This is a genomic window from Bradyrhizobium sp. CCGUVB23 (genome assembly GCF_024199885.1).
Classification (GTDB): domain Bacteria; phylum Pseudomonadota; class Alphaproteobacteria; order Rhizobiales; family Xanthobacteraceae; genus Bradyrhizobium.
This window is the reverse complement of record NZ_JANADQ010000001.1, coordinates 7,580,568-7,600,525: the sequence shown is the minus strand read 5'-3', so window position 1 is coordinate 7,600,525 and position 19,958 is coordinate 7,580,568. Positions and strand designations below refer to the sequence as shown.

Below are 19,958 nucleotides of genomic sequence, written 5' to 3'. Positions count from 1 at the left end.
GAGAGCCAGATGCAGAATGTTTCACGAGCTGACGTCGAGGATTTCCTGTTCGCTGAAGCCGAGTTGCTCGACGAGTGGCGGTTGCCGGAATGGCTCGAGCTCTTCACCGAAGATGCAATCTACTACGTGCCGTCCACGGATGTTCCCGCGGACTCGTCTCCCGATAAGAACCTCTTCTACGTTGCCGACGACCGCTTCCGGCTCAGCGAACGCGTCAAGCGTCTGATGAAGCGCACAGCCCATGCCGAATTTCCTCATTCCCGGACGCGGCATCTCGTCAGCAATGTCCGCATCCGCAACCGCAGCGACGATGAAATGGAGGTCGCCGCCGCCTTCATCACCTATCGTACGAAAGACGGCGTGACCGATACCTATTTCGGAAGCAACCGCTATCGGCTTGTCACCGAGAACGGGCGTCTGCGCATCAAAGAGAAGCGCTGCCTGCTCGACAGCGAAGGACTGCGCACACAAGGGCGTGTCAGCATCATTCTGTGAGAAGAGCCCGCAGTGGATCAAAAATTCAAGAACAACGTGGCCGTGGTGACCGGTGCCGCAAAGGGCATCGGTTTTGCGATTGCGGAGTGGCTCGCTAAGGACGGCGCCAAGCTGGTTCTCGCCGACCTCGATGGGGCCGGTCTGAAGGACGCTTCCACGCACCTCGCGAGCAAATACGGCGCCGAGATCGCGAGCCAGGCCGGCGATTTGTCCGATCAGGCCGTAGCCGAGACAACGATCAGGCTGGCCTCGGACCGCTTTGGCCGCCTCGATATCCTCGTCAACAACGCCGGCGGCGGGATCATCCGGCCCTTTGCCGAGCACACGCCGGAGACGATCAAGACCACGATCGACCGCAACCTGTGGACCGTGCTCTGGTGCTCCTGGTACGCGGTGCCCACAATGCGGAAGCAAGGCTATGGCCGCATCATCAATCTCGGCGCCGATTCCGTCCGCAACGGGCTCTGGGACCACGCGGCTTACAATGCGGCCAAAGGCGGCGTCCACGGGCTTACGACTGGCATGGCACGGGAGTTCGCAAAGGACGGCATCACCGTCAACACGGTGGCGCCATGCGCAGTGAACACGCCACAGATGGTCGCCATCACCAAGAGCAATCCGGCGCTTGCCGCCAAATTCGTTAGCGTCATCCCCATGGGCCGCCCGGCGGAGATGGAGGAAGTCGCGTCCATGGTCTCATATCTTGCATCCGCCGAAGCATCGTTCGTGACCGGCCAGGTCATCAGCGTCAATGGCGGCAGCACCATGCTCTAGGTCTTCGCCATGGCAGAAACAGTCATTCTTTGCAGCTCGGATGAGGTCGTCGAGGGTGAGATCAAGCAGGCCGCCCTCCCCGACGGCACCAATGTCGCCCTGTATCGCGTGGCCGGCAGGATCTACGCCACGGCCGATATGTGCACCCACGGTGAAGCGTCGCTGTCGGAAGAAGGCCTCATCAACGGTAAGATCGTCGAGTGCACCTTCCACTTCGGGACCTTCGACGTCACGACCGGCGAACCCACCGGCATGCCCTGCGAGATCCCCTTGAAGACGTATCCCGTCGCGGTTGTCGACGGGAAGGTTCAGATTGAGGTTTGACATGCCCGCCCGCCCCGATCGCGCTCCCGCTCCGCTCAAATCCGCTCGACGATCGCTGGCGCCGCCGCGGCGTCGCACCCAGGCCGAGCGGACCGCAGAAACTAGGCTGCGCATCCTGAAGGCGGCGGCCAAGCTGATCCGGCGCCGCGGCTATGCGAGATTTCGCACTGCCGAGGTCGCCGCCGAGGCGGGCGTATCCCGCGGCGCCCAACTGCATCATTTTCCGACCAAGGATTCGCTCGTCGTCGCCACGCTCGAATACGTGTTCGAGCAGGCACAGATGCTCAGCCGTCGTCGTGCAGCCGCCGCAAACCGTCCTCGAGACCTCATCGAAACGGTGATCGAGGACGCCAAGGAGTTCTTCTTCAGCGAACACTTCATGGTGGCGATCGACATCGTGCTCTCGACGTCGACCGATCAGGCTGTACGCAAGCAGATCCTCGACATCTCTCGCAAGGCGCGTCGGCCGGTCGAGGCGGCTTGGGCCGAGGCACTGGCCGCAAGCGGCGTCCCCCCCTCGGTTGCGGCCGATATCGTGGCACTCACCCTCGGCGTCGTCCGCGGCATGGCGCTGCGCACACTCTGGGACAACGATCCCGAATGGTTTGATCAGCTCTTCGCGCTCTGGCGACAGATGATCAAAGCCTTTCTTGAAGCGCAACCAAGGCGGGGGCGGCGCAATGAGTGAGGGCATCAACGGTCAAACCACACCATTCATCGCGTCGGTCTGCTACGTTCGCCACGCGGTCAGCGAGCCGCAGGCTTGCGCCCGCTTCATCTCTGATATCTTCGGACTGCAGCGGGTCTCCGACAAGAACGGCGAATTGGCTTTCCGCTCGGACGAGCGCTACCGGACCGTGAGCATCAGTTGCGATCCAGACGACGGCACCAGCGTCGGCATTGAAGTTTGGGACGATGCCACGCTGCAACAGATCGGCGACCGGTTGCGCGAGCACGGCTTTGCGGTGCGGTCCGCAAGCCCCGAGGAATGCCTGCGCAGATATGTGCAATCCGCCCTCCTTGCCGAGGATGCCTCTGGAAATCGCATCGATCTCGTGACTCGCCCCACCCGCAGCGGCCGGCGCTACTTTCCGCCGCGCGACGCCGGCATCGTGCAATTCCAGGGCATTGGGCTGCGCAGCACCGAACATGTCCGCGATCTTGCCTTCTGGCGTCTCCTCGGCGCTGAAGTGACCGACTGGGTCGGCGACATCGCTTACCTGCGCATCGACCACCTGCACCATCGCATCGCACTCTATCCGTCGCGACGGAACGGCCTGCTCTACGCGGCCTTCGAAGTCGAGGCGCTCGATCAGATCATGCAGAACAGCTACTTCATGCAGGAGAACCAGGTGAAGATCGTTCAGGGGCCAGGACGCCAATCCGCGTCTGGCCAGATCTTCCTGCATGTCGAGGGCCCCGACGGGCTGATCCTTTCCTACGTGCACGGCACCGCCGACATCGGCGACAAGCCGCGGCCGGCCCGACAATTCTCCCTCAACGCGGTGTCACTCTGCAATTGGGGCAGCGAAAGCAAGAGCGTGCCGGAACTGAGCACACACGTCCAGACGAACAGGAGGCATGCATGATCCAGTTAAGGGATGTGAGCTACGTCCGTCTCGGTTCACCCGATCTTGAGCAGGCAGAAATGTTCGCGACCTCTTGCCTTGGATTGCAGATCGCCGAACGCGGAAGCAACTCTCTGTATCTCCGGTCCGACGAGCGCGCGCACACGCTGTGCTATTCGGAAGGCGATCCTCGCGACCAGACTGTCGGTTTCGAAGTCGATGATGAGGCCAGTCTGCAAGACGCCGCTGCGACGCTGGAGTCGCTCGGTCATGCCGTCCACGCGGGCACTGCGCAGGAAGCGGAGCAGCGCAAGGTGAAAGCTTTCATCGGCTTTCGTGATCCGACGGGCAACCATATCGAGCTCGTCGTGCGCCCGGAGCGAAGCGGGCGGCGATATTTTGCCAGCCGCGACGCCGGCATCACCGGCTTCAGCCACATCGGGTTGAACTCTACAGACCCGGCGCGCGATGAACGCTTCTGGACCCAAGTCTGCAACGCGCGCGTCAGCGACCGCATCGGCGACATCCCCCTGATGCGGGTCAACGCCATTCATCACACGATCGCGCTGGTGCGTGCGCCACAAGCCGGCATCCAGCACATCAACCACCAGGTCGAAAGCAACGATGACGTGCTGCGTTCCTACTATTTCCTGAACGACAAGCGCGTCCCGATCGTTTTCGGCCCGGGTCGCCATCCGACGTCCGGCGCCCGCTTCCTCTACTTCAAGGGACCGGACGACATGATCTTCGAATATTCCGTGGGGGTAGACGAGATCGAGGACGAGGTCACGCACCGGCCGCGGCAATTCGGCTTTGAACCGACGAGCTTCTGCATGTGGGGCTCCAAACCTGCCGGAATGACCCTGCCCAACAAGTAACAGTTGCTCCGCCGCCGAAAGCGTGGGCTCACCCGACGAGGACACATGGATCTGAGATTGCGGGGCCGCAAGGCCATTGTCTGTGCGGCAAGCCAGGGCCTTGGCAAAGCGAGTGCCATGACGTTGGCGCGCGAGGGCGTCGAACTCGTCATTGTGGCACGACGGCGCGACGTACTTGACAGCGCAGCCGATGAGATTGAGTCAGCGACGGCCAACCGACCTCACACGGTCGCGGCCGATGTCACGAGCCAGGAGGGACGAGAGGCCATCCTGGCCGCCTGCGCCGATCCGGATATTCTCATTAACAATGCCGGCGGACCACCGCCCGGCGATTTCAGGAATTTCGGTCGCGACGATTGGATCAAGGCGCTCGATGGCAACATGCTGGCGCCGATCGCGCTGATCAAGGCGACGATTGATGGCATGATCGCCCGCAAGTTCGGTCGCATCGTCAACATCACCTCGCACGCGGTGAAGGCGCCCGTCGCAATGCTCGCGCTGTCGAATGGTGCGCGAACCGGACTAACAGGCTTCGTTGCGGGTCTGGCGCGCTCCGTCTCCGAGCACAATGTCACGGTCAACAACCTGTTGCCCGGCACGTTCGATACCGACAGGCTGAAATCGAACCTCGCTGCACTTGCCCGGAACTCATCGCGCAGTGTGGCGGAGGTTACCGAAGAGGTCAGGGCCAGCAATCCGAGCAGGCGATTCGGCCATCCGGACGAGTTCGGCGCGACATGCGCTTTTCTGTGTTCGACCCACGCCGGGTACATCACCGGACAAAACATCCTTATCGATGGCGGCGCCTATCCCGGCACGTTCTGAACCTTCAGGCCCTCACCACTGGATGCCCGCCTCGTGGCCAACATGCATCAGCTAAGTGCTGGTCCGAAGGCGAGACCCGACCGGCTGCAATAACGCTAGCGGGGTCCGTCGAGGTGTGTGCTAGAGCATGTTGTTTTTTGCCGGAATCGGGATTCCCAGAGGGGACAATTTCTGATTCAAACTCTATGCTGGGAACGGGGGCCAGCATGGATGACGCGACCCTATTCGGAAGACCTTCGAGAACTCGCGCTGGCGAGGGCTGATGCGGGCGAGACGGTTCGTTCGATTGCAGAAGCGCTTCAGATCAGTCCTTCCTGTGTGACGAAGTGGAAGAATCTGCGGCGGGAGACCGGAGGCGTTTCGCCCGGCAAGATCGGTGGTCACAAGAAGCCGGTTCTGTCCGGCACCAACGCCGACTGGCTACGCAAACGCATTCGCTCCGGACCATTCACTTTGCGGAAGCTGACGCAGGAACTGGCTGCGCGGGGGATCAAGACAGACGTGCGGGCGGTGTGGACGTTCGTCCATGCCGAAGGGCTGAGCTTCAAAAAAAACGATCCTGCCGGCCGAACAAGATCGTCCCGATATCGCCCGTAAACGGACGCGCTGGAAGACCCATCAGGGCAGGATCGACGCTTCGCGCCTGGTCTTTATCGACGAGACCTGGATCAAAACCAACATGGCGCCGCTGCGAGGCTGGGGGCCGAGCGGGCAACGTCTCCAGGCGTCTGCGCCTTTCGGCCACTGGAAGACCATGACTTTCATCGCGGCGCTCCGCCACGACCGGATCAGCGCCCCATGGGTCATCGACGGTCCCATCAACGGCGAGCTCTTCACCCTTTATATCGAGCAGGTACTGGCGCCGACCCTTGCAAAAGGTGAACTCGTCATCCTTGACAATCTCGGCAGTCACAAGGGCAAGGCGGCGCGCAACGCCATCCGCGCCACAGGAGCCCATCTGCTCTTCCTGCCGCCCTACAGCCCCGACCTCAATCCGATCGAGCAGGTTTTCGCCAAGCTCAAACACCTGATGCGAGCCGCGCAGACGCGTGACGTCGAAGCGACTTGGCGCAAGGTCGGCGAACTCCTCGACGTCTTCTCCAAGGAGGAGTGCGCCAACTATCTCAAAAATTCAGGATATGTTTCCGTATAAAAACATCATGCTCTAGCGCGCGCTCCGCGTTCGGAGGCCAACGGGTTTGCTTCCATCGAAAATGAACTCGATGCCTTTCCCCTCGAAGGCCCGTCGAATCTTTTCCAGAGTTCGATCCGTAGCTCCGCGAAAGCCCGTCTCAATCCGGTGAATGGTCTTCACCTCCACGCCGGCAGCGTCCGCAAGCTCCTGCTGCGAAATCCCTAACCAGCTGCGGGCTGCGCGAATCTGTTCTACCGAGATCATGTCCTCAAGACTCTATTAAGCTTAATTTGTCAGATCAACTGACATTTCATCTCGACCATGAGAAAAGTTCTCCAGCACAGAGGAGAACGAAATGCCGATTGATCCACTCACCGAACCGCTGAGAACCAATGAGGATGCTGTCCGCGCGGCCAAGCAGGCCGTCGCGACGGCCCTTGAAGCCAACTTCTCGATTGACCCGATTATTGGCGACGAACTCTCCCAATCGTTCGCTGTCATTTCTTCTTGCGTGCTACACCTATCGCAAGAGCGTGACCGTCACGGTGTGAGCCGCGAGATAAACCACGAGGTCACCATGGCCATGCTCCTAACCGAAGACTCCGCAGGTCCGGACCCTCTTTTGGCCATGGCGGGTGAGCGGTTCGATCGGCTGATGACGATCGAAGCCCGTCCCCTCTCGGGCGGGCTTCCACCAGGTCTCGTCGTTCCGATGTACGAGATCTGCCGTCGCCATCATGGCGAGCCGTTGTCCACGTTGGCCGCCAGGACTCTCATGTCGCGCGTCGCTTACGGAGACCACGTCATCGTCGCGACCGGTGCCGGCGTTCCACCTAAACTGCCGCAGGGCGAGACCGACGGACCGCCAGGCGCCGCTGTCCTTGCCCGGGCTATGGCCCTCGGTCTTGGTGCCCAGGTCACGATCGTCTCGGAAGAGGCACATTCCAAGCCGGTGGAAGCCTGCGCCGCGCTTGTTGGATCCTCAACGGCAAGGCCGATCAATGTGGAGACAATCCCGCCTCATCCCAAGCATGGACCCAAAGCTGTCGAAGCGCTGCTCGCGCGGTACCAACCGTCGGCGATTGTCTTCGTCGAACTCGACGGCCCCAACCCGGATGGCCATTTCCACGGCGTCCGGGGCGATCGCCGCCCCGCCGGCACGATGGCGCATCTCCATCTGCTCGCAGAAGCTGGCCGCGCGGCGAAGCGTTTGACCATAGGGATTGGCGACGGCGGAAACGAAGTGGGCTTCGGCGCGGTGCGGACAGCGCTTGCCGCGTTCCATCCCAACGGTTTCGTAGTCACGACTGCTGAGACTGACATCATTGTCAGCGCGGCAATTTCGAACTGGGGCGCCTACGCCGTTTGCGCTGGACTCGCCGTCGGTCTTGGCAGTCCTGATCTGCTTCACGGCGATACTCTCGAAGGGAAGTTGATCAAAGCCTGTGTTGGCGCAGGCGCCCGTGATGGCGCGACGGCAAGTGCCGAACTCCGCGTCGATGGTGTCCCTGAGAGCGGTCATCGGGGCTTTGTCAGCCTGCTCGAAGGCATCGTCGGAAGCTCAATGACCGAACATGACCGCGCCTCATCGTCGCGTCTGCTGTCTCGGGAGATGAAGCCGTGACGCCGAGCTACGACCCAGCAGTCGGACCCGACTTCATTGGTCTTGTCCCGGGCGGCAAGCACCGAGAGTGCCTCGCCTGGCGTATTCGCGCGGCGAGGAGCTTTTGCCGAACGTTGACACGAATGCCGATTTCATCCCGCGTCGCCTGTCGCCTCGGCTTCCTGGTTGTCTGCGCCGCCAAGTCACGCTGGTTCTAGGAGAAGCTCATGACAGCCGCCACCGAGTCGAAATCGAAGTCCCCGAAGCCCACAGACCGTTTTGGCAACATTATCGACCCGGTCGTCGGCTTTGCGCGCGGCACCATCATCCGATCCAGTATCGACGAAGCGCGCCGCCTTCGTCAGGGCCAAGCTGTAGCGGCGGATCGTGTCCGCAAGCTCGGCCCGCGTTCCATCGGTGTGTTCACCGGAAATCAGCGAGACTTTCCGCTCAAGCCTGCGGATCTCGCAACACTGTGCGAGGAATGGGTCGGCCCGGGACTCTTCGCCAATGATCTCCGCGAAGTCGCGATTGCCCACCTTGGAGGCAAGAGCGAGGATGGTGTCGCCGTATTCAACCGCACCAGCGCGGGAATCATTGCCACCATCGCCGCTCTTGCTGGTGGCAGCCCGGTCATTTCAGTCGTCCCCCCTGGCGGGCGGTCGCACGCGTCGGTGATCCGAGGCTGCGCCATCGCTCGGGTGGAACTGGTCGAAATCGGAGGCGACCGCGACTGGCGGGCAGCTCTGGCCAAGGCGATGCCCCAGCTCGTTGTCGTCACCACCGTGACAAGCGCTCTCGAACTGCTCGATGATGCCATAACTTCCGCCGTCGTCGAGGCCACCCACGCGGCCGGCGCCATCGTGCTCGTGGACGATGCCTATGGCGCCCGACTGCGTCCCGTGCTCCACGGCGGCAAGCCCGGCCTCGCCCTCGGCGCCGACCTCGCGATCACCAACTGCGACAAGGCGGGTCTCGCCGGACCGCGCGCGGGCGTGCTTGCCGGCCGCGCCAATCTCGTCACGGCTGCGTCGGCGAAAGGTGCTGAATTCGGGATGGAGGCCCGCGCGCCGATCGCCGCTGGCGCCATGCGGTCCCTCCAGAGCTTTCGACCTGAGGATCTGCGGGAGGAAGCACGGTCCGGACAGGCACTCGCGGTCGCGCTTGCCGAGAAGCTCGGCCGCGACATCGTGTCGGTCAGCGATCTCGGACCCATGGTCGACGAGCAGGACCTGCTCGCCCTTGTCCTGCGGCGCGCCGGCCGTTCCGCAGAACACTTTGGGCTCGTCCCCTGCGAGGTCTCCTCTGCGCTCGGAATGGTCCTCTTGCGCGACGCTGGGATCCTCACAGTCAACACCCATGGCCAGCCCGGGGCACGCGTGTCACTGCGCCTGAAACCGACGCTCGATGCGATCGAGCGAGTTGGAGGCCAGGACGCCGTCGTCGCCGCCGTCGACGCTGCACTCAATCACCTGGCCGCACGGATCGACGAAGTTACCACGATCTCGCGGCTCATTCTGGGAGATCAGGCATGAGCGCCGTCAACACGACCTTCGCAGGCATGGATGACCGGCTCGACCGGCTGGTTAATCTCGATCTCGGCGGTCGAGGTGTCGAGCATCTTTACGCGGCAGCGCGCGCACGCCAAGGCGGTTCCCTGTGCGGCGGCGCCGCCGAGGCGCTCGCTGCGATTCCTGCGGGTGCGACCGTGCTGGTGACCACGGGCTCCGTTTCGCGTGCCTGGATCTCGCCGACCATCGGTGAGAACGATGGTCCGGCCGGCGCAGCCGCCATCGTGAGGGCTCTTGCCTTATCCAAGCGTGTGACTTGCGTCGTCCTCGCGGAGGAGACCTTGCTCGATGGCACTGCCAAGATCCTGACCAGCGCCGGCCTTTCGGTGTTGCCCTACGATCAGGCGCGGATCGCGAGCGACGATGGAAGCCTCGCCGTCGCCAGCACGCGCTCCTTTCCGGTGACGGACGCCGAGGCGAAGACTGCCTCCGCCGTCTTGCTCGACGAGCTGAAGCCTGCCCTGGTTTTCTCGACGGAGCGGGTCGGCCGTAACGCCGACGGCATCTACTGTTCGATGCGCGGCATCGACTACGGCATGGGGCGTGCGCGGATCGACTACCTGTTCGATGAAGCGCTTGCGCGCGGGATTCCGAGCGTCTGCGTGGGTGACGGGGGCAACGAGATCGGCATGGGTGTGGTCGCTGACGCGGTGCGGCGCCACGTGAAGTTCGGCGACACGCGGCCCGAAGGCGGCGCCGGCATCGGAGCCGTGACCGGTACCGATGTGCTCGTCACCGCCGCCTGCTCGAACTGGGGCTGCTACGCCATCCTGGGGGCCCTCGCGGCACGCCTGAAGCGGCCCGATCTTCTCCATGCACCCAAAATGGAAGAGCAGTTGCTGCGCCGCGGTGTCGATATCGGCTTGATCAACTCGGTCGGCAACGTCGTCGACGCTGACGTTGATGGGATTCCTCTCCAGACGCATGTCGCGATGGCCGATCTGATCTCGGCGATCGTTCGGCCAGCGTTTCGCTGACAGCCGAGAAGGGCACGCAATGTCAACTGGACCAACCTTACCCTTCCTCGATTTGCGCGGCATTCGAGTTTCGTACGGGTCAAATGAAGTCCTGAAGGGTGTCGACCTGTCCGTCCGGCAAGGTGAAGTCGTCGTCATCATCGGCCCGAGCGGCAGCGGCAAGAGCTCGCTGCTGCGGACGGTCAACATGCTTCAGTCGGTTGCTGGCGGAGAGATCGTGCTGGAGGGCGAGAACCTGCTCTCTGGCAAGCAGGACGTGAACAAGGTCCGCCAGCGCGTCGGGATGGTGTTCCAGCACTACAACCTGTTTCCGCACCTCACCGTCCTGAAAAACCTCACCTTGGTCCCGCGACGCGTCTTAAAGGAGCCGATTGCGGAATCGGAAGCGCGAGCCCGGGACCTGCTCGCGAAGGTCGACCTGGCGGACAAGGCCGGCAGCTATCCGGACCAGCTTTCAGGCGGCCAGCAGCAGCGCGTCGCGATCGCTCGGGCCCTGATGATGCGTCCCCACGTGATGCTGTTCGACGAGGTCACATCGGCTCTCGACCCTCAGCTCGTGCGCGAGGTCTTGAACGTCATGAAGGACCTCGCTCGTTCCGGCATGACCATGCTTGTTGTGACGCACGAAATGAACTTTGCGCGCGAAGTTGGTGACACGCTGGTGTTCATGGCTGATGGCGTGGTTGTCGAGAAGGGACACCCGGCCGACGTCCTCGATCGACCAAGTCACGACCGCACGCGCCAGTTCCTGTCGCATACCGACACCTGACCCGTTTTTCGCGCAACTCAAAGGGACCAAAGAGAGAGGGAAACATGAAGATGCTGAAATGTTTGGCTGCGATCGCGGGCCTGTTATTTTCCGTACTTGGCTTACCGGCCATGGCGCAGTCGAAGGTCGACGTGCCGCTGCCAGCAGACCTTGCCACGCCAAAGGTCCTGACGATCGGCATCAATTGCCAGTATCCGCCTGCGGGCTATGTCGGCCTCGATGGAAAGCCAGCCGGTTTTGAGTATGGGCTTGTCAAGCGCATCGCCGCATTTGCCTTTGGCACTGAAGCCGGTCTCCAGACACAATGCGTGAACGACAGCAACCGCATTCCATTTCTGCAATCCGGCAAGGTCGACCTCGTGCTGGCCTCGCTCGCCCGAACGCCGGCGCGCGCCGAGCAGGTCGACTTCTCGGATCCGATCTGGTTGAGCAATCTTCAGCTCGTCGTGAAGAAGGATTCTCCGATCAACAACTATGCCGACCTCACTGGGCACACGGTCGTAACAGTGACGGGAAGCACCTATCAGACCTGGCTCCAGAAGTGCCAACCAAAGGCGAACCTAATTACTGCGCAAAGCCCGGCCGACGCCTCAACGATGTTGGTGCAGGGGCGAAGTGACGCCTTCGCTTACATCGACGTTTACGACTACAATTTTGTGCAGAACAACAAGAACTTCAAAGTCGTTGGCGAGCTCGCTTCGCCCGCGATCCAGGGTATCGGGGTGAAGAAGGGCAATGCGGCGATGCTTGCCTGGATCAATGCCGTGATCGCCAAGATGCGCGAAGAGGACGCCTTCTACAAGGCCTTCGCCGCCGAAGTGAATGATCCGACCATGGTCGCGAAGTATCGCAATGTCGTCCCGGGACCGAAAGTCAAGCTCGACTATGCCGGCGTCGATCCCCTCGAGTGCAAGTCCTGATGGTGGCGCGTGGGGCGCTATGGCGCCCCACGCGATTGTGCGGAGACGGCTATCATGCAAGGCGATCTCACGACAGAGGTGACGGCGCTACTGATAGGGCTCGGCAACAGCCTCCTCATCAGCGCGATCGGCATAGCGCTCGGTATCGGCATAGGAGTCGTGCTGGGGGCAATACGCTATGCACGAATCCCCGTGGTCAGCCTGGTGATCGTGGGATTCGTGAATGCATTCCGCTGCACGCCGCTCCTTGTGCAGATCTTTCTCTTGTTCTACGCGCTACCAGATATCGGCATCAGTCTGACGCCATTCCAGACCTCCTGGCTCGCGCTTGGATTGTGGGGCGGCGCTTATCAAACGGAAGTTTTCCGAGCAGCCTTCGACGCTGTGCCGAAAGGCGAAGTGACAGCGGCCCGCGCTCTCGGTCTGCCGGCGTTCCAAGCCTTTCTTGACGTTACGCTGCCGCTCGCGCTGCGCATCGCAATCACGGGAGCAACGACCACGGCGATTACGCAGTTCAGGTCGTCATCCTTCATGATTGTCGTCGGCTACCAGGAATTGACCTATGTCGCCAACCGGATCGTGTCCGATACCTTCAAGGTGTTCGAGACGTTCGGCATCGCTTGTCTCATGTATCTGCTCGTGTGCAGCATCCTCAGTGCGGCATCGCGCGCGTTCGAACGCAAGCTAGCGATTCCTGGACTGGGAGTTGTTAAATGAACAATTGGGTTTGGCCCGTCGCTGCCTATCTTGGTCAGGGTCTTCTCATCACGTTGTGGATCTCGCTGCTCACGGTCGTGTTGGCGACGATTCTTGGCCTTTTGATCGCGGCTCTGTCGCAGAGCACGCTCACTATCGCGCGCCTGATCGGACGAATTTACGTCGATGTGTTCCGCGGCGTTCCGTCACTGATGATCCTCCTCTTCGTTTTCTTCGCGCTCCCACAAATCGGCCTTCGGACGGGGCCACTCACGGCCGCCGTCATTGGGCTGGGACTTTGGGGCGGATCGAACATCGGTGAGGTTTTTCGTGGCGCCTTGAGTTCCATTCCACACCGCCAAGAGCAGGGCGCTCGAGCGCTTGGCTTGACCGCAACGGAAGCTCTCGTGTTCGTTATTCTGCCGCAAGCGTTTCGGCGCGCATTACCGCCCTATGTCGGGCAGCTCACCGTTCTCGTCCAAGCGAGCGCGCTGACTTCCGTTGTCGGCGTCTCCGACCTCCTGGGATCGGCGCGTCAAATGATCGAAAGACTTGCGTATGTTGGGGGCGGAGTGTCACACGCCATCGAAATCTACCTGGGCGTACTGGGCGTGTTCTTTGTGATCTGCTATTCGTTGACTGCGCTGGCTAACACAATCGAACGCCGCCTTCGGCATTGAGCAATGGGCCGACCTTGTCGCGAGCATTGGCAATCAAATAGCTGCGCGTTTGTCGTCCCTGTTGAAGAAGGCGTGGCTCTGCGAGCTTGAAATGCGAAGGCCGATGTCAACCGCGTCGGATCGCAGAACATCGTAGTCCGGCGCACAAACTCACACCTGCGGTAGCGGGAAGCGCATCACTCCCGACGCCATTTTCCGTCCTCACTGCTAGTGCAGTGACATCGACGGAGATCTGGGATCGCGACGAGCATTGCTGCCTTAAGTCGCGCACAACTCCCCTGCCCTAACCACCTGGATCGCTCAGCAGATCGACCGCCCACGCTTGCTGACCATAGACTTTTCCTGATCTCCCGGTGCAAGCCTTCGGATCGTGCCGACCCAACGGAAACCGCGGGCAGAATGTTGAGGTCGGGAAAGCTCGCGCCGAATTGCACGTGACCGGCTTGAACGAAGGCATCTGACTGTTTTAGATTTTCGTTCAAAAGCTGCATCCTCTCCAGAACAAGCACAAGCGTAAACTTGGTAGATGGCGGCTAGTTGCGCGCGGCTTCGAACCCGCCGAGCACGGCCGTCAGATTGGCGCCGAGGATATCGGAGAGGTATCCGCCTTCCTGCACGAAGACAGTTGGCAGGGCGAGCCGTGCGATTGCCCCACCGATGCGACGAAAGCCATCGGTCGTTACGGCAAGGCCGGCGAGCGGATCGTGTTCCGACGCATCCAGTCCAAGTGCAACCACGAGCGCACCCGGCGCGAACGCGCGAATGGTTTTTTCTGCAATCGCGAGCGCCTGCAGGTAGCCATCGTCACCCGTCGCCTTCGGCAAGGGAATGTTGAGGTTGGCGCCGAGCCCCGGGCCAGCACCGCGCTCATGGGCGTATCCCCAGACGAAAGGATTGAAGAAGGTCGGATCGGCATGGATCGAAACCGTAAGAACATCAGGTCGTTCATAGAAGATGCCTTGCGTGCCGTTGCCGTGATGCACGTCGACATCAAGGATCGCGACGCGCTCATGCTTCTGGCGGAGATGGGCAGCCGCGATCGCGCTGTTGTTCAGGAAGCAGAAGCCGCTCGCGAGATCGCGATAGGCGTGATGCCCCGGCGGACGGCACAGCGCGTAAGCCGCGTCCTCACCATCCAACACCATCTGCGCCGCGGTGGTTGCGACGTCGGTCGCGGCACAAGCGGCCGCCCAAGTGCCGGGACCGATCGGACAGGAGGTGTCGATCGTGTGCCAGCCCAGCTTGCCGACGATGTGGGTCGGATAGGTCCCGGCGTTGCGCACGGGGTGCATATTCGCGATCATCTCCGGGCCGGCGTCGCCGAGCGCGGACCACGCTTCCCAGGCTTCTGCCAGGAAGCTGAGATATTCAGGGCTGTGGACGCGCGTGCGGGGCCCCTGTCCGAACACGGTCGGCTCAACCAGCGTGTGCTTGCCCGCCCTCAGGCCGGCGAGCAGCCGGTCGGCCCGCTCGGGCTGCTCGGTCGTACGCTTGGCTACCCCGCGCACCAGAAAGAATTGCGGATCGTGGCTCCGATGCAGTTCGGTGTGAACGGCCTTCACTGAATATTCCCTTCGTTGAATAGGTGAAACAATCGCGCCGGGCGCCGGCGCTAGAGAGCTCGCATTGTTACTTCGCTCCGACCGGCGAGTGCGGAATGTCGCGCAACAGCTTGCCGACTTCGCGCCAGGCATGCCCGATGTGGTGGTCGATATGCGCGATGATGCGCTCGGGGTCGCCAGCTTCGATTGCGGCCAGTATCGGCTCATGCGTGCGCGCGATCTCGTGTGGATCATCGTACAGTCGGCCGATCAACCCGATCACCATGCGCAGTTCCGAGGCGAGGTCGTCGAACAGCCGCAGCACGCGCGTGTTGCCGGCAATCTCGCAGATCAGGCGGTGAAAGCGGTAGTCCTCCTCGACTTGCCGCGCTTGATCATCGAGATCGGCCATCTCATGCAGCACATCGATCTGCCGCCGCAGCGCGTCACGCGTTTCGGGCGTGAGATTGCGCGCCGCGAGGACCGCGGCGTGGCGCTCGACGCACAGCCGAAGGTCATAGATCTCGTCGATGTCGTCGAGCGCGAATTGCCGAACAAAGAAGCCGCGGCGCGGATTGGCCACCAATAGGCCCTGCCGTTCCAATAGCCGCGCCGCCTCGCGGACCGGCGCCCGGCTGACCCCGAGCTCCCGCGCAACACCCGCTTCGACGAGCTTGGAACCCGGCGGAAGGCGCCCCTGAACAATGGCTTGGGTCAAGAGACGGGCGACCTGGCCGACCAGATCCGTCTCGGCGAGGGCTGGCAATCCGACCGGAGGGGACATTGTGCGCATCAAAAGGGTCCGTTTCAGCCCTTGTATATTAATTAATCGCCGATTGTCGACAGTTTAGACTTGATCAATTCGTCGATTGTCGACAGTTTCATGGCGCGGGTATTGCTAAGAGGACACCCCACTGACAGGGACTAGCAGCAACGATGACGACGCATGTGCGGCCGGAGGCCGTGAAGGACCAGAACGAACCTTTCCGCATCGACCTCGCCGCGGCCTACCGGCTGATCCACCGGCTCGGACTCGATGACAGCATCTACACCCACATCTCGGTGCGGCTGCCCGGCCGTCATGACCGTTTCCTGATCAACCCCTACGGCATGCGCTTCGAGGAGGTGACGGCGTCGAACCTTGTTACCGTCGATCTCGACGGCAACATCATCGACGATCCGCTCGGGCTCGGTATCAACCCGGCCGGCTTCACCATCCACAGCGCGGTGCATGCAGCCCGCCCGGACGTCGTCTGCGTGCTGCATACCCATACGGTTGCCGGTGTCGCAGTGTCCTGTCAGAAACAGGGCCTGCTACCGCTCAATCAATGGTCGATGCAGTTCACCGGCTGCCTTGCCTATCACGACTATGAAGGCATCGCGCTGGACCTCGACGAGCGGGAACGCCTGGTCGCCGATCTCGGCGACAAGTACACGATGATCCTGCGCAATCACGGCATGCTGACCTGCGGACGCTCGGTGTCCGAGGCGTTCAAGCTGATGCACAATCTGGAGCGCTCTTGCCGCGCGCAGCTTGCGATCCAGGCCGCCGGCGCCGAGGTCGCGCCGCTCTCCGACGCGGTCGCGCGCAAGACCGCCGGCCAATACGAAACCGCCTACACCGCCATCGAAACCAACGGCGTGCCCGACGCCGAATGGGCCGCCTTCAAACGCATGCTCGCGCGCACCGATCCGGATTTCGCCAACTAGTCGTCCGTTCATTGTCCCGGAGCCGCAGCCCGGGTGAATCCAACCAGAAGAGAGATTCAACATGTTGAAGCGAGTAATGCTGGGTCTGCTGATGGCGAGTGCGTTGAGCACGGCGGCATTTGCGCAAGAACCCAAAGCCGGCGGCGTCATCAACGCCGTGATCCAGCCGGAGCCGCCGGGCCTGATGGTTGGCCTGGTGCAGAACGGCCCAACCCAGATGGTCGCCGGCAACATCTATGAAGGCCTGTTGCGCTATAGCCCCAAGCTCGAGCCGCTGCCGGCACTGGCCGAAAGCTGGAGCACAAGCGAGGACGGCAAGACCTACACCTTCAAGCTTCGCAAGGGCGTCACCTGGCATGACGGCAAGCCGTTCACATCGGCCGACGTCGCCTTCTCGATCGAGTTCCTGAAGCAGACCCACGCCCGCGCCCGCAGCAATCTCGCCCAGCTCGACAAGGTCGAGACGCCGGACGACTCCACGGTGGTGTTCACGCTGAAGCAGCCGTTCGGCCCGTTCCTCGGCATCTTCGAAGTCGGCTCGCTGCCGATGATCCCCAAACATATCTATGAAGGCACCGACTTCAAGACCAACCCGGCCAACAACACGCCCATCGGCACCGGCCCCTTCATGTTCAAGGAATGGCAGAAGGGCTCGTTCATCCGCCTGGTCAAGAACCCGAACTATTACATCAAAGGCAAACCCAATATCGACGAGATCTATTGGCACGTGATTCCCGACGCAGCCGCGCGCGCAGTCGCGTTCGAGACCGGCAAGGTCGACGTGCTGCCGGGTGGCTCGGTTGAGAACTTCGATGTGCCACGCCTATCGAAACTCAAAAACGTCTGCGTCACCGGCGCCGGCTGGGAATTCTTCAGCCCGCATTCCTGGCTGTGGCTGAACAACCGTCAGGGCCCGACCGCGAACAAGAAGTTCCGCCAGGCGCTGATGTACGCGATCGACCGCAACTTTGCGAAGGACGTGATCTGGAATGGCCTCAGCAAGGTGGCGACCGGCCCGTCCGCCTCCTCGATCAAGTATTACACCGACAAGGTGACCAAGTACGATTACGACCCCGCCAAGGCCAAGGCGCTCCTGAAGGAAGCCGGCTACAACGGCGAGAAGGTTCGCCTGCTGCCGCTGCCTTACGGCGAAACCTGGCAGCGCTGGGCGGAAGCGGTGAAGCAGAACCTGCAGGACGTCGGCGTCAATGTCGAGATGATCGCAACCGACGTATCCGGCTGGAATCAGAAGGTCGCCGACTGGGACTACGATATCGCCTTCACCTATCTCTATCAATATGGCGATCCCGCGCTCGGCGTCGGCCGCAACTACGTTTCCAGCCAGATCGTCAAGGGCTTTCAGTTCAACAATGTCGAGGGCTATTCCAACCCCGAGATCGACCAATTGTTCGCCGAAGGCGCCACCGCGTTCCCCGAAGCCAAGCGCGAGGACTACTACGCCAAGGCACAGAAGATCCTGACCGACGACGTGCCAGTGGCCTGGCAACTTGAGCTGCAGTTCCCGACGATCACGCATTGCAACGTCAAAAACCTCATCACCACGGCGATCGGCGTCAACGACGGCTTCCGCGACGCCTGGCTCGACAAGTAAACCTCATCACGACGCCGCGGCGCGCGAGCGCCGCGGCGGCGTCCTGTTTGTTCTCGAACGCCGAAATCACCGATGCTCGTATTCATTGCCCAGAGACTTGCAAAGGCCGTCGTCGTCCTGCTCGCGATCGTCGTGCTCAACTTCATGCTGATCCGGATGGCGCCGGGCGATCCGGCAGTGGTGATGGCGGGCGAGGCCGGCGCCAGCGACAAGATCTTCGTCGAGCAGCTGCGCGAAAAGTTCGGCCTCGACCAGCCACTGCCGGTGCAGCTCTATCGCTACGTCAAGGGCATCGTGACGCTCGATCTGGGCTTCTCGTTCCGCCAGCAGATGCCGGTGGCCAAGCTGATCGGTGAGCGGCTGCCGGCAACGCTACTGCTGACCGGCACCGCGTTCGTGATCTCACTTCTGTTCGGCGTGATCTTCGGCACGCTCGCCGCGCGCTTTGCCGGCACCTGGGCCGACACCGCGATCACGATATTGGCGCTGATCTTCTATGCGACACCACTGTTCTGGGTGGCGTTGATGGCGATCCTCTTGTTCTCCGTCGCGATGGATTGGCTGCCGAGCTTTGGCTACGAGACCGTCGGCGCCAACTACACCGGCCTTGCGCATGTGCTGGACGTCGGCGCGCATCTGATCCTGCCAGCGACGACGATCGGTCTCTTCTTCATGGCGACCTATGCTCGCATGACCCGCGCCTCGATGCTCGAGGTGAAGCGGCATGATTTCGTCAAGACCGCGCGCGCCAAGGGCCTGCGCGATGCCGTGATCCAGCGCCGGCACGTGCTGCGCAACGCGCTCTTGCCGGTGGTGACGCTGGCGGGCCTGCAGGCCGGCACGCTGGTCGGCGGCGCCGTGCTCACTGAAACCGTGTTCGCCTGGCCCGGCATCGGCCGGCTGATGTATGAGGCGCTTCTGCAGCGCGACTACAATCTCCTGCTCGGCGTCTTCGTCGTCTGTTCGGCGATGGTGCTGGCCTTCAACCTGATCACCGACCTGATCTACCGCTCGGTCGATCCGCGCATCGAGTTCGCGTCATGAGCAAGTTCTGGCGCACCATGCTGCGAAATCCCGGCGGCGTGATCGGTCTCGTCATCCTCGTCATCGCGATCGCAATCGCGGTCTTCGGCCCGCTGCTGTTCCCGACTTCGCCCTGGCGCATGGTCCAGCGGCCGTTCATGCCGCCGTTCACGGTCTCCGGCCTGCCGCTCGGCACCGATGCGCTCGGCCGCGACGTGCTCGCCGGCATCATCCATGGCGCCCGCGTCTCGCTGCTGGTCGGCCTGGTCTCGACCATGGCGGCGCTTGCGGTCGGGATTCCCGTCGGCGCGGTCGCCGGCTATTTCGGCGGCAAGATCGGTGACGCGTTGATGCGCTTCACGGAATTTTTCCAGACCGTGCCGAGCTTCGCGCTCGCGATCGTGCTTGTCGCGATCCTGCAGCCATCGATCGTTTCCATCGTACTGGCGATTGCGATCGTGAGCTGGCCTCCGGTGGCGCGGCTCGTCCGCGGCGAGGTGCTGTCGCTGCGCACCCGCGAATATGTCCAGGCGGCAATCGTCACCGGACAGAGCCACAGCTGGATCATCTGGCGCGAGATTTTGCCCAACGCATTGTCGCCGGTGATCGTGCTGGCCTCGCTGATGGTCGCGACCGCGATCCTTCTGGAATCCTCGCTCTCGTTCCTCGGCCTCGGCGATCCCAATCTGATGTCCTGGGGCTACATGGTCGGCGCCGGCCGCACCGTGATCCGGCAGGCCTGGTGGATCACGCTTTTTCCCGGCATTGCGATCCTGCTCTCGGTGCTGGCGCTGAACCTGATCGGCGAAGGCCTCAACGACGCGCTCAATCCGCGCCTCAGCAAGGAGGGGCGCTGA

General features: G+C 62.2%; 22 protein-coding genes. 19 read left to right on the top strand and 3 right to left on the bottom strand.

Going from position 1 to position 19,958, the window contains the following annotated elements:
* Positions 1-9 precede the first annotated feature (9 nt).
* The 8 genes from NLN62_RS35345 (at position 10) to NLN62_RS35310 (ending at position 6,017) form a co-directional block, all read left to right on the top strand.
* Entirely contained in the window at positions 10-495 is a 486-nt protein-coding gene (locus NLN62_RS35345; protein ID WP_254111847.1) for an aromatic-ring-hydroxylating dioxygenase subunit beta, read from the top strand.
* A 12-nt stretch (positions 496-507) separates the two neighbouring features.
* On the top strand, positions 508-1,269 hold the full coding sequence (locus NLN62_RS35340) for an SDR family oxidoreductase (protein WP_254111846.1): 762 nt from the start codon (positions 508-510) through the stop codon (positions 1,267-1,269).
* Positions 1,270-1,278: 9 nt separating this feature from the next.
* Positions 1,279-1,593: a non-heme iron oxygenase ferredoxin subunit gene (locus tag NLN62_RS35335; protein WP_254111845.1), complete on the top strand. Its 315-nt coding sequence runs from the start codon at positions 1,279-1,281 to the stop codon at positions 1,591-1,593.
* Position 1,594: 1 nt separating this feature from the next.
* Entirely contained in the window at positions 1,595-2,281 is a 687-nt protein-coding gene (locus NLN62_RS35330; protein ID WP_254111844.1) for a TetR/AcrR family transcriptional regulator, read from the top strand.
* Positions 2,274-3,182 (top strand): VOC family protein, encoded by a 909-nt coding sequence (locus NLN62_RS35325; protein ID WP_254111843.1) that lies wholly within the window; start codon positions 2,274-2,276, stop codon positions 3,180-3,182. The genes NLN62_RS35330 and NLN62_RS35325 overlap by 8 nt, the downstream gene beginning before the upstream one ends.
* Positions 3,179-4,039, top strand: coding sequence for a VOC family protein (locus NLN62_RS35320; RefSeq protein WP_254111842.1), 861 nt, complete (start codon positions 3,179-3,181; stop codon positions 4,037-4,039). Before NLN62_RS35325 ends, NLN62_RS35320 begins: the two co-directional genes overlap by 4 nt.
* A 45-nt stretch (positions 4,040-4,084) precedes the next feature.
* Complete coding sequence (locus NLN62_RS35315; protein ID WP_254111841.1) at positions 4,085-4,864, top strand: SDR family oxidoreductase; 780 nt, start codon at positions 4,085-4,087, stop codon at positions 4,862-4,864.
* Between the two features lie 210 nt (positions 4,865-5,074).
* A protein-coding gene (locus NLN62_RS35310; protein ID WP_254109869.1) for an IS630 family transposase occupies positions 5,075-6,017 on the top strand; the annotation gives its coding sequence in 2 pieces (ribosomal slippage) (positions 5,075-5,410 and positions 5,412-6,017; 942 coding nt in all).
* Between the two features lie 12 nt (positions 6,018-6,029).
* Here NLN62_RS35310 and NLN62_RS35305 read toward each other — a convergent pair.
* A complete protein-coding gene (locus NLN62_RS35305) occupies positions 6,030-6,263 on the bottom strand; it encodes a helix-turn-helix transcriptional regulator (protein ID WP_254111840.1) in 234 nt (77 codons plus the stop codon).
* A gap of 91 nt (positions 6,264-6,354) precedes the next feature.
* Between NLN62_RS35305 and NLN62_RS35300 the strand changes: the two genes are divergently transcribed.
* The 7 genes from NLN62_RS35300 to NLN62_RS35270 all read left to right on the top strand — a co-directional run bounded on the left by NLN62_RS35300 (position 6,355) and on the right by NLN62_RS35270 (position 13,215).
* Entirely contained in the window at positions 6,355-7,623 is a 1,269-nt protein-coding gene (locus tag NLN62_RS35300; protein WP_254111839.1) for a glutamate cyclase domain-containing protein, read from the top strand.
* 206 nt (positions 7,624-7,829) lie between these two features.
* Positions 7,830-9,137 (top strand): aminotransferase class I/II-fold pyridoxal phosphate-dependent enzyme, encoded by a 1,308-nt coding sequence (locus NLN62_RS35295; RefSeq protein WP_254111838.1) that lies wholly within the window; start codon positions 7,830-7,832, stop codon positions 9,135-9,137.
* Complete coding sequence (locus NLN62_RS35290) at positions 9,134-10,150, top strand: glutamate cyclase domain-containing protein (protein ID WP_254111837.1); 1,017 nt, start codon at positions 9,134-9,136, stop codon at positions 10,148-10,150. Before NLN62_RS35295 ends, NLN62_RS35290 begins: the two co-directional genes overlap by 4 nt.
* Before the next feature lie 19 nt (positions 10,151-10,169).
* On the top strand, positions 10,170-10,919 hold the full coding sequence (locus NLN62_RS35285) for an amino acid ABC transporter ATP-binding protein (RefSeq protein ID WP_254111836.1): 750 nt from the start codon (positions 10,170-10,172) through the stop codon (positions 10,917-10,919).
* Between the two features lie 44 nt (positions 10,920-10,963).
* A complete protein-coding gene (locus tag NLN62_RS35280; protein WP_254111835.1) occupies positions 10,964-11,839 on the top strand; it encodes a transporter substrate-binding domain-containing protein in 876 nt (291 codons plus the stop codon).
* 54 nt (positions 11,840-11,893) lie between these two features.
* The gene (locus NLN62_RS35275) at positions 11,894-12,556 is read left to right on the top strand and encodes an amino acid ABC transporter permease (RefSeq protein ID WP_254111834.1); all 663 of its coding nucleotides are present in this window, start codon (positions 11,894-11,896) and stop codon (positions 12,554-12,556) included.
* Positions 12,553-13,215 (top strand): amino acid ABC transporter permease, encoded by a 663-nt coding sequence (locus tag NLN62_RS35270; RefSeq protein ID WP_254111833.1) that lies wholly within the window; start codon positions 12,553-12,555, stop codon positions 13,213-13,215. The genes NLN62_RS35275 and NLN62_RS35270 overlap by 4 nt, the downstream gene beginning before the upstream one ends.
* Before the next feature lie 533 nt (positions 13,216-13,748).
* Here NLN62_RS35270 and NLN62_RS35265 read toward each other — a convergent pair.
* The gene (locus NLN62_RS35265; protein WP_254111832.1) at positions 13,749-14,777 is read right to left on the bottom strand and encodes a histone deacetylase family protein; all 1,029 of its coding nucleotides are present in this window, start codon (positions 14,775-14,777) and stop codon (positions 13,749-13,751) included.
* A gap of 67 nt (positions 14,778-14,844) precedes the next feature.
* A complete protein-coding gene (locus NLN62_RS35260; protein ID WP_254111831.1) occupies positions 14,845-15,540 on the bottom strand; it encodes a GntR family transcriptional regulator in 696 nt (231 codons plus the stop codon).
* 152 nt (positions 15,541-15,692) lie between these two features.
* On the opposite strand from NLN62_RS35260, the gene NLN62_RS35255 reads away from it, so the two are divergent.
* The 4 genes from NLN62_RS35255 to NLN62_RS35240 all read left to right on the top strand — a co-directional run bounded on the left by NLN62_RS35255 (position 15,693) and on the right by NLN62_RS35240 (position 19,958).
* Positions 15,693-16,466, top strand: a complete 774-nt coding sequence (locus NLN62_RS35255; RefSeq protein ID WP_254111830.1) for a class II aldolase/adducin family protein — start codon at positions 15,693-15,695, stop codon at positions 16,464-16,466.
* Positions 16,467-16,527: 61 nt separating this feature from the next.
* Positions 16,528-18,078, top strand: coding sequence for an ABC transporter substrate-binding protein (locus NLN62_RS35250; protein ID WP_254111829.1), 1,551 nt, complete (start codon positions 16,528-16,530; stop codon positions 18,076-18,078).
* A gap of 72 nt (positions 18,079-18,150) precedes the next feature.
* Positions 18,151-19,122: an ABC transporter permease gene (locus NLN62_RS35245; protein ID WP_254111828.1), complete on the top strand. Its 972-nt coding sequence runs from the start codon at positions 18,151-18,153 to the stop codon at positions 19,120-19,122.
* On the top strand, positions 19,119-19,958 hold the full coding sequence (locus NLN62_RS35240) for an ABC transporter permease (protein ID WP_254111827.1): 840 nt from the start codon (positions 19,119-19,121) through the stop codon (positions 19,956-19,958). The genes NLN62_RS35245 and NLN62_RS35240 overlap by 4 nt, the downstream gene beginning before the upstream one ends.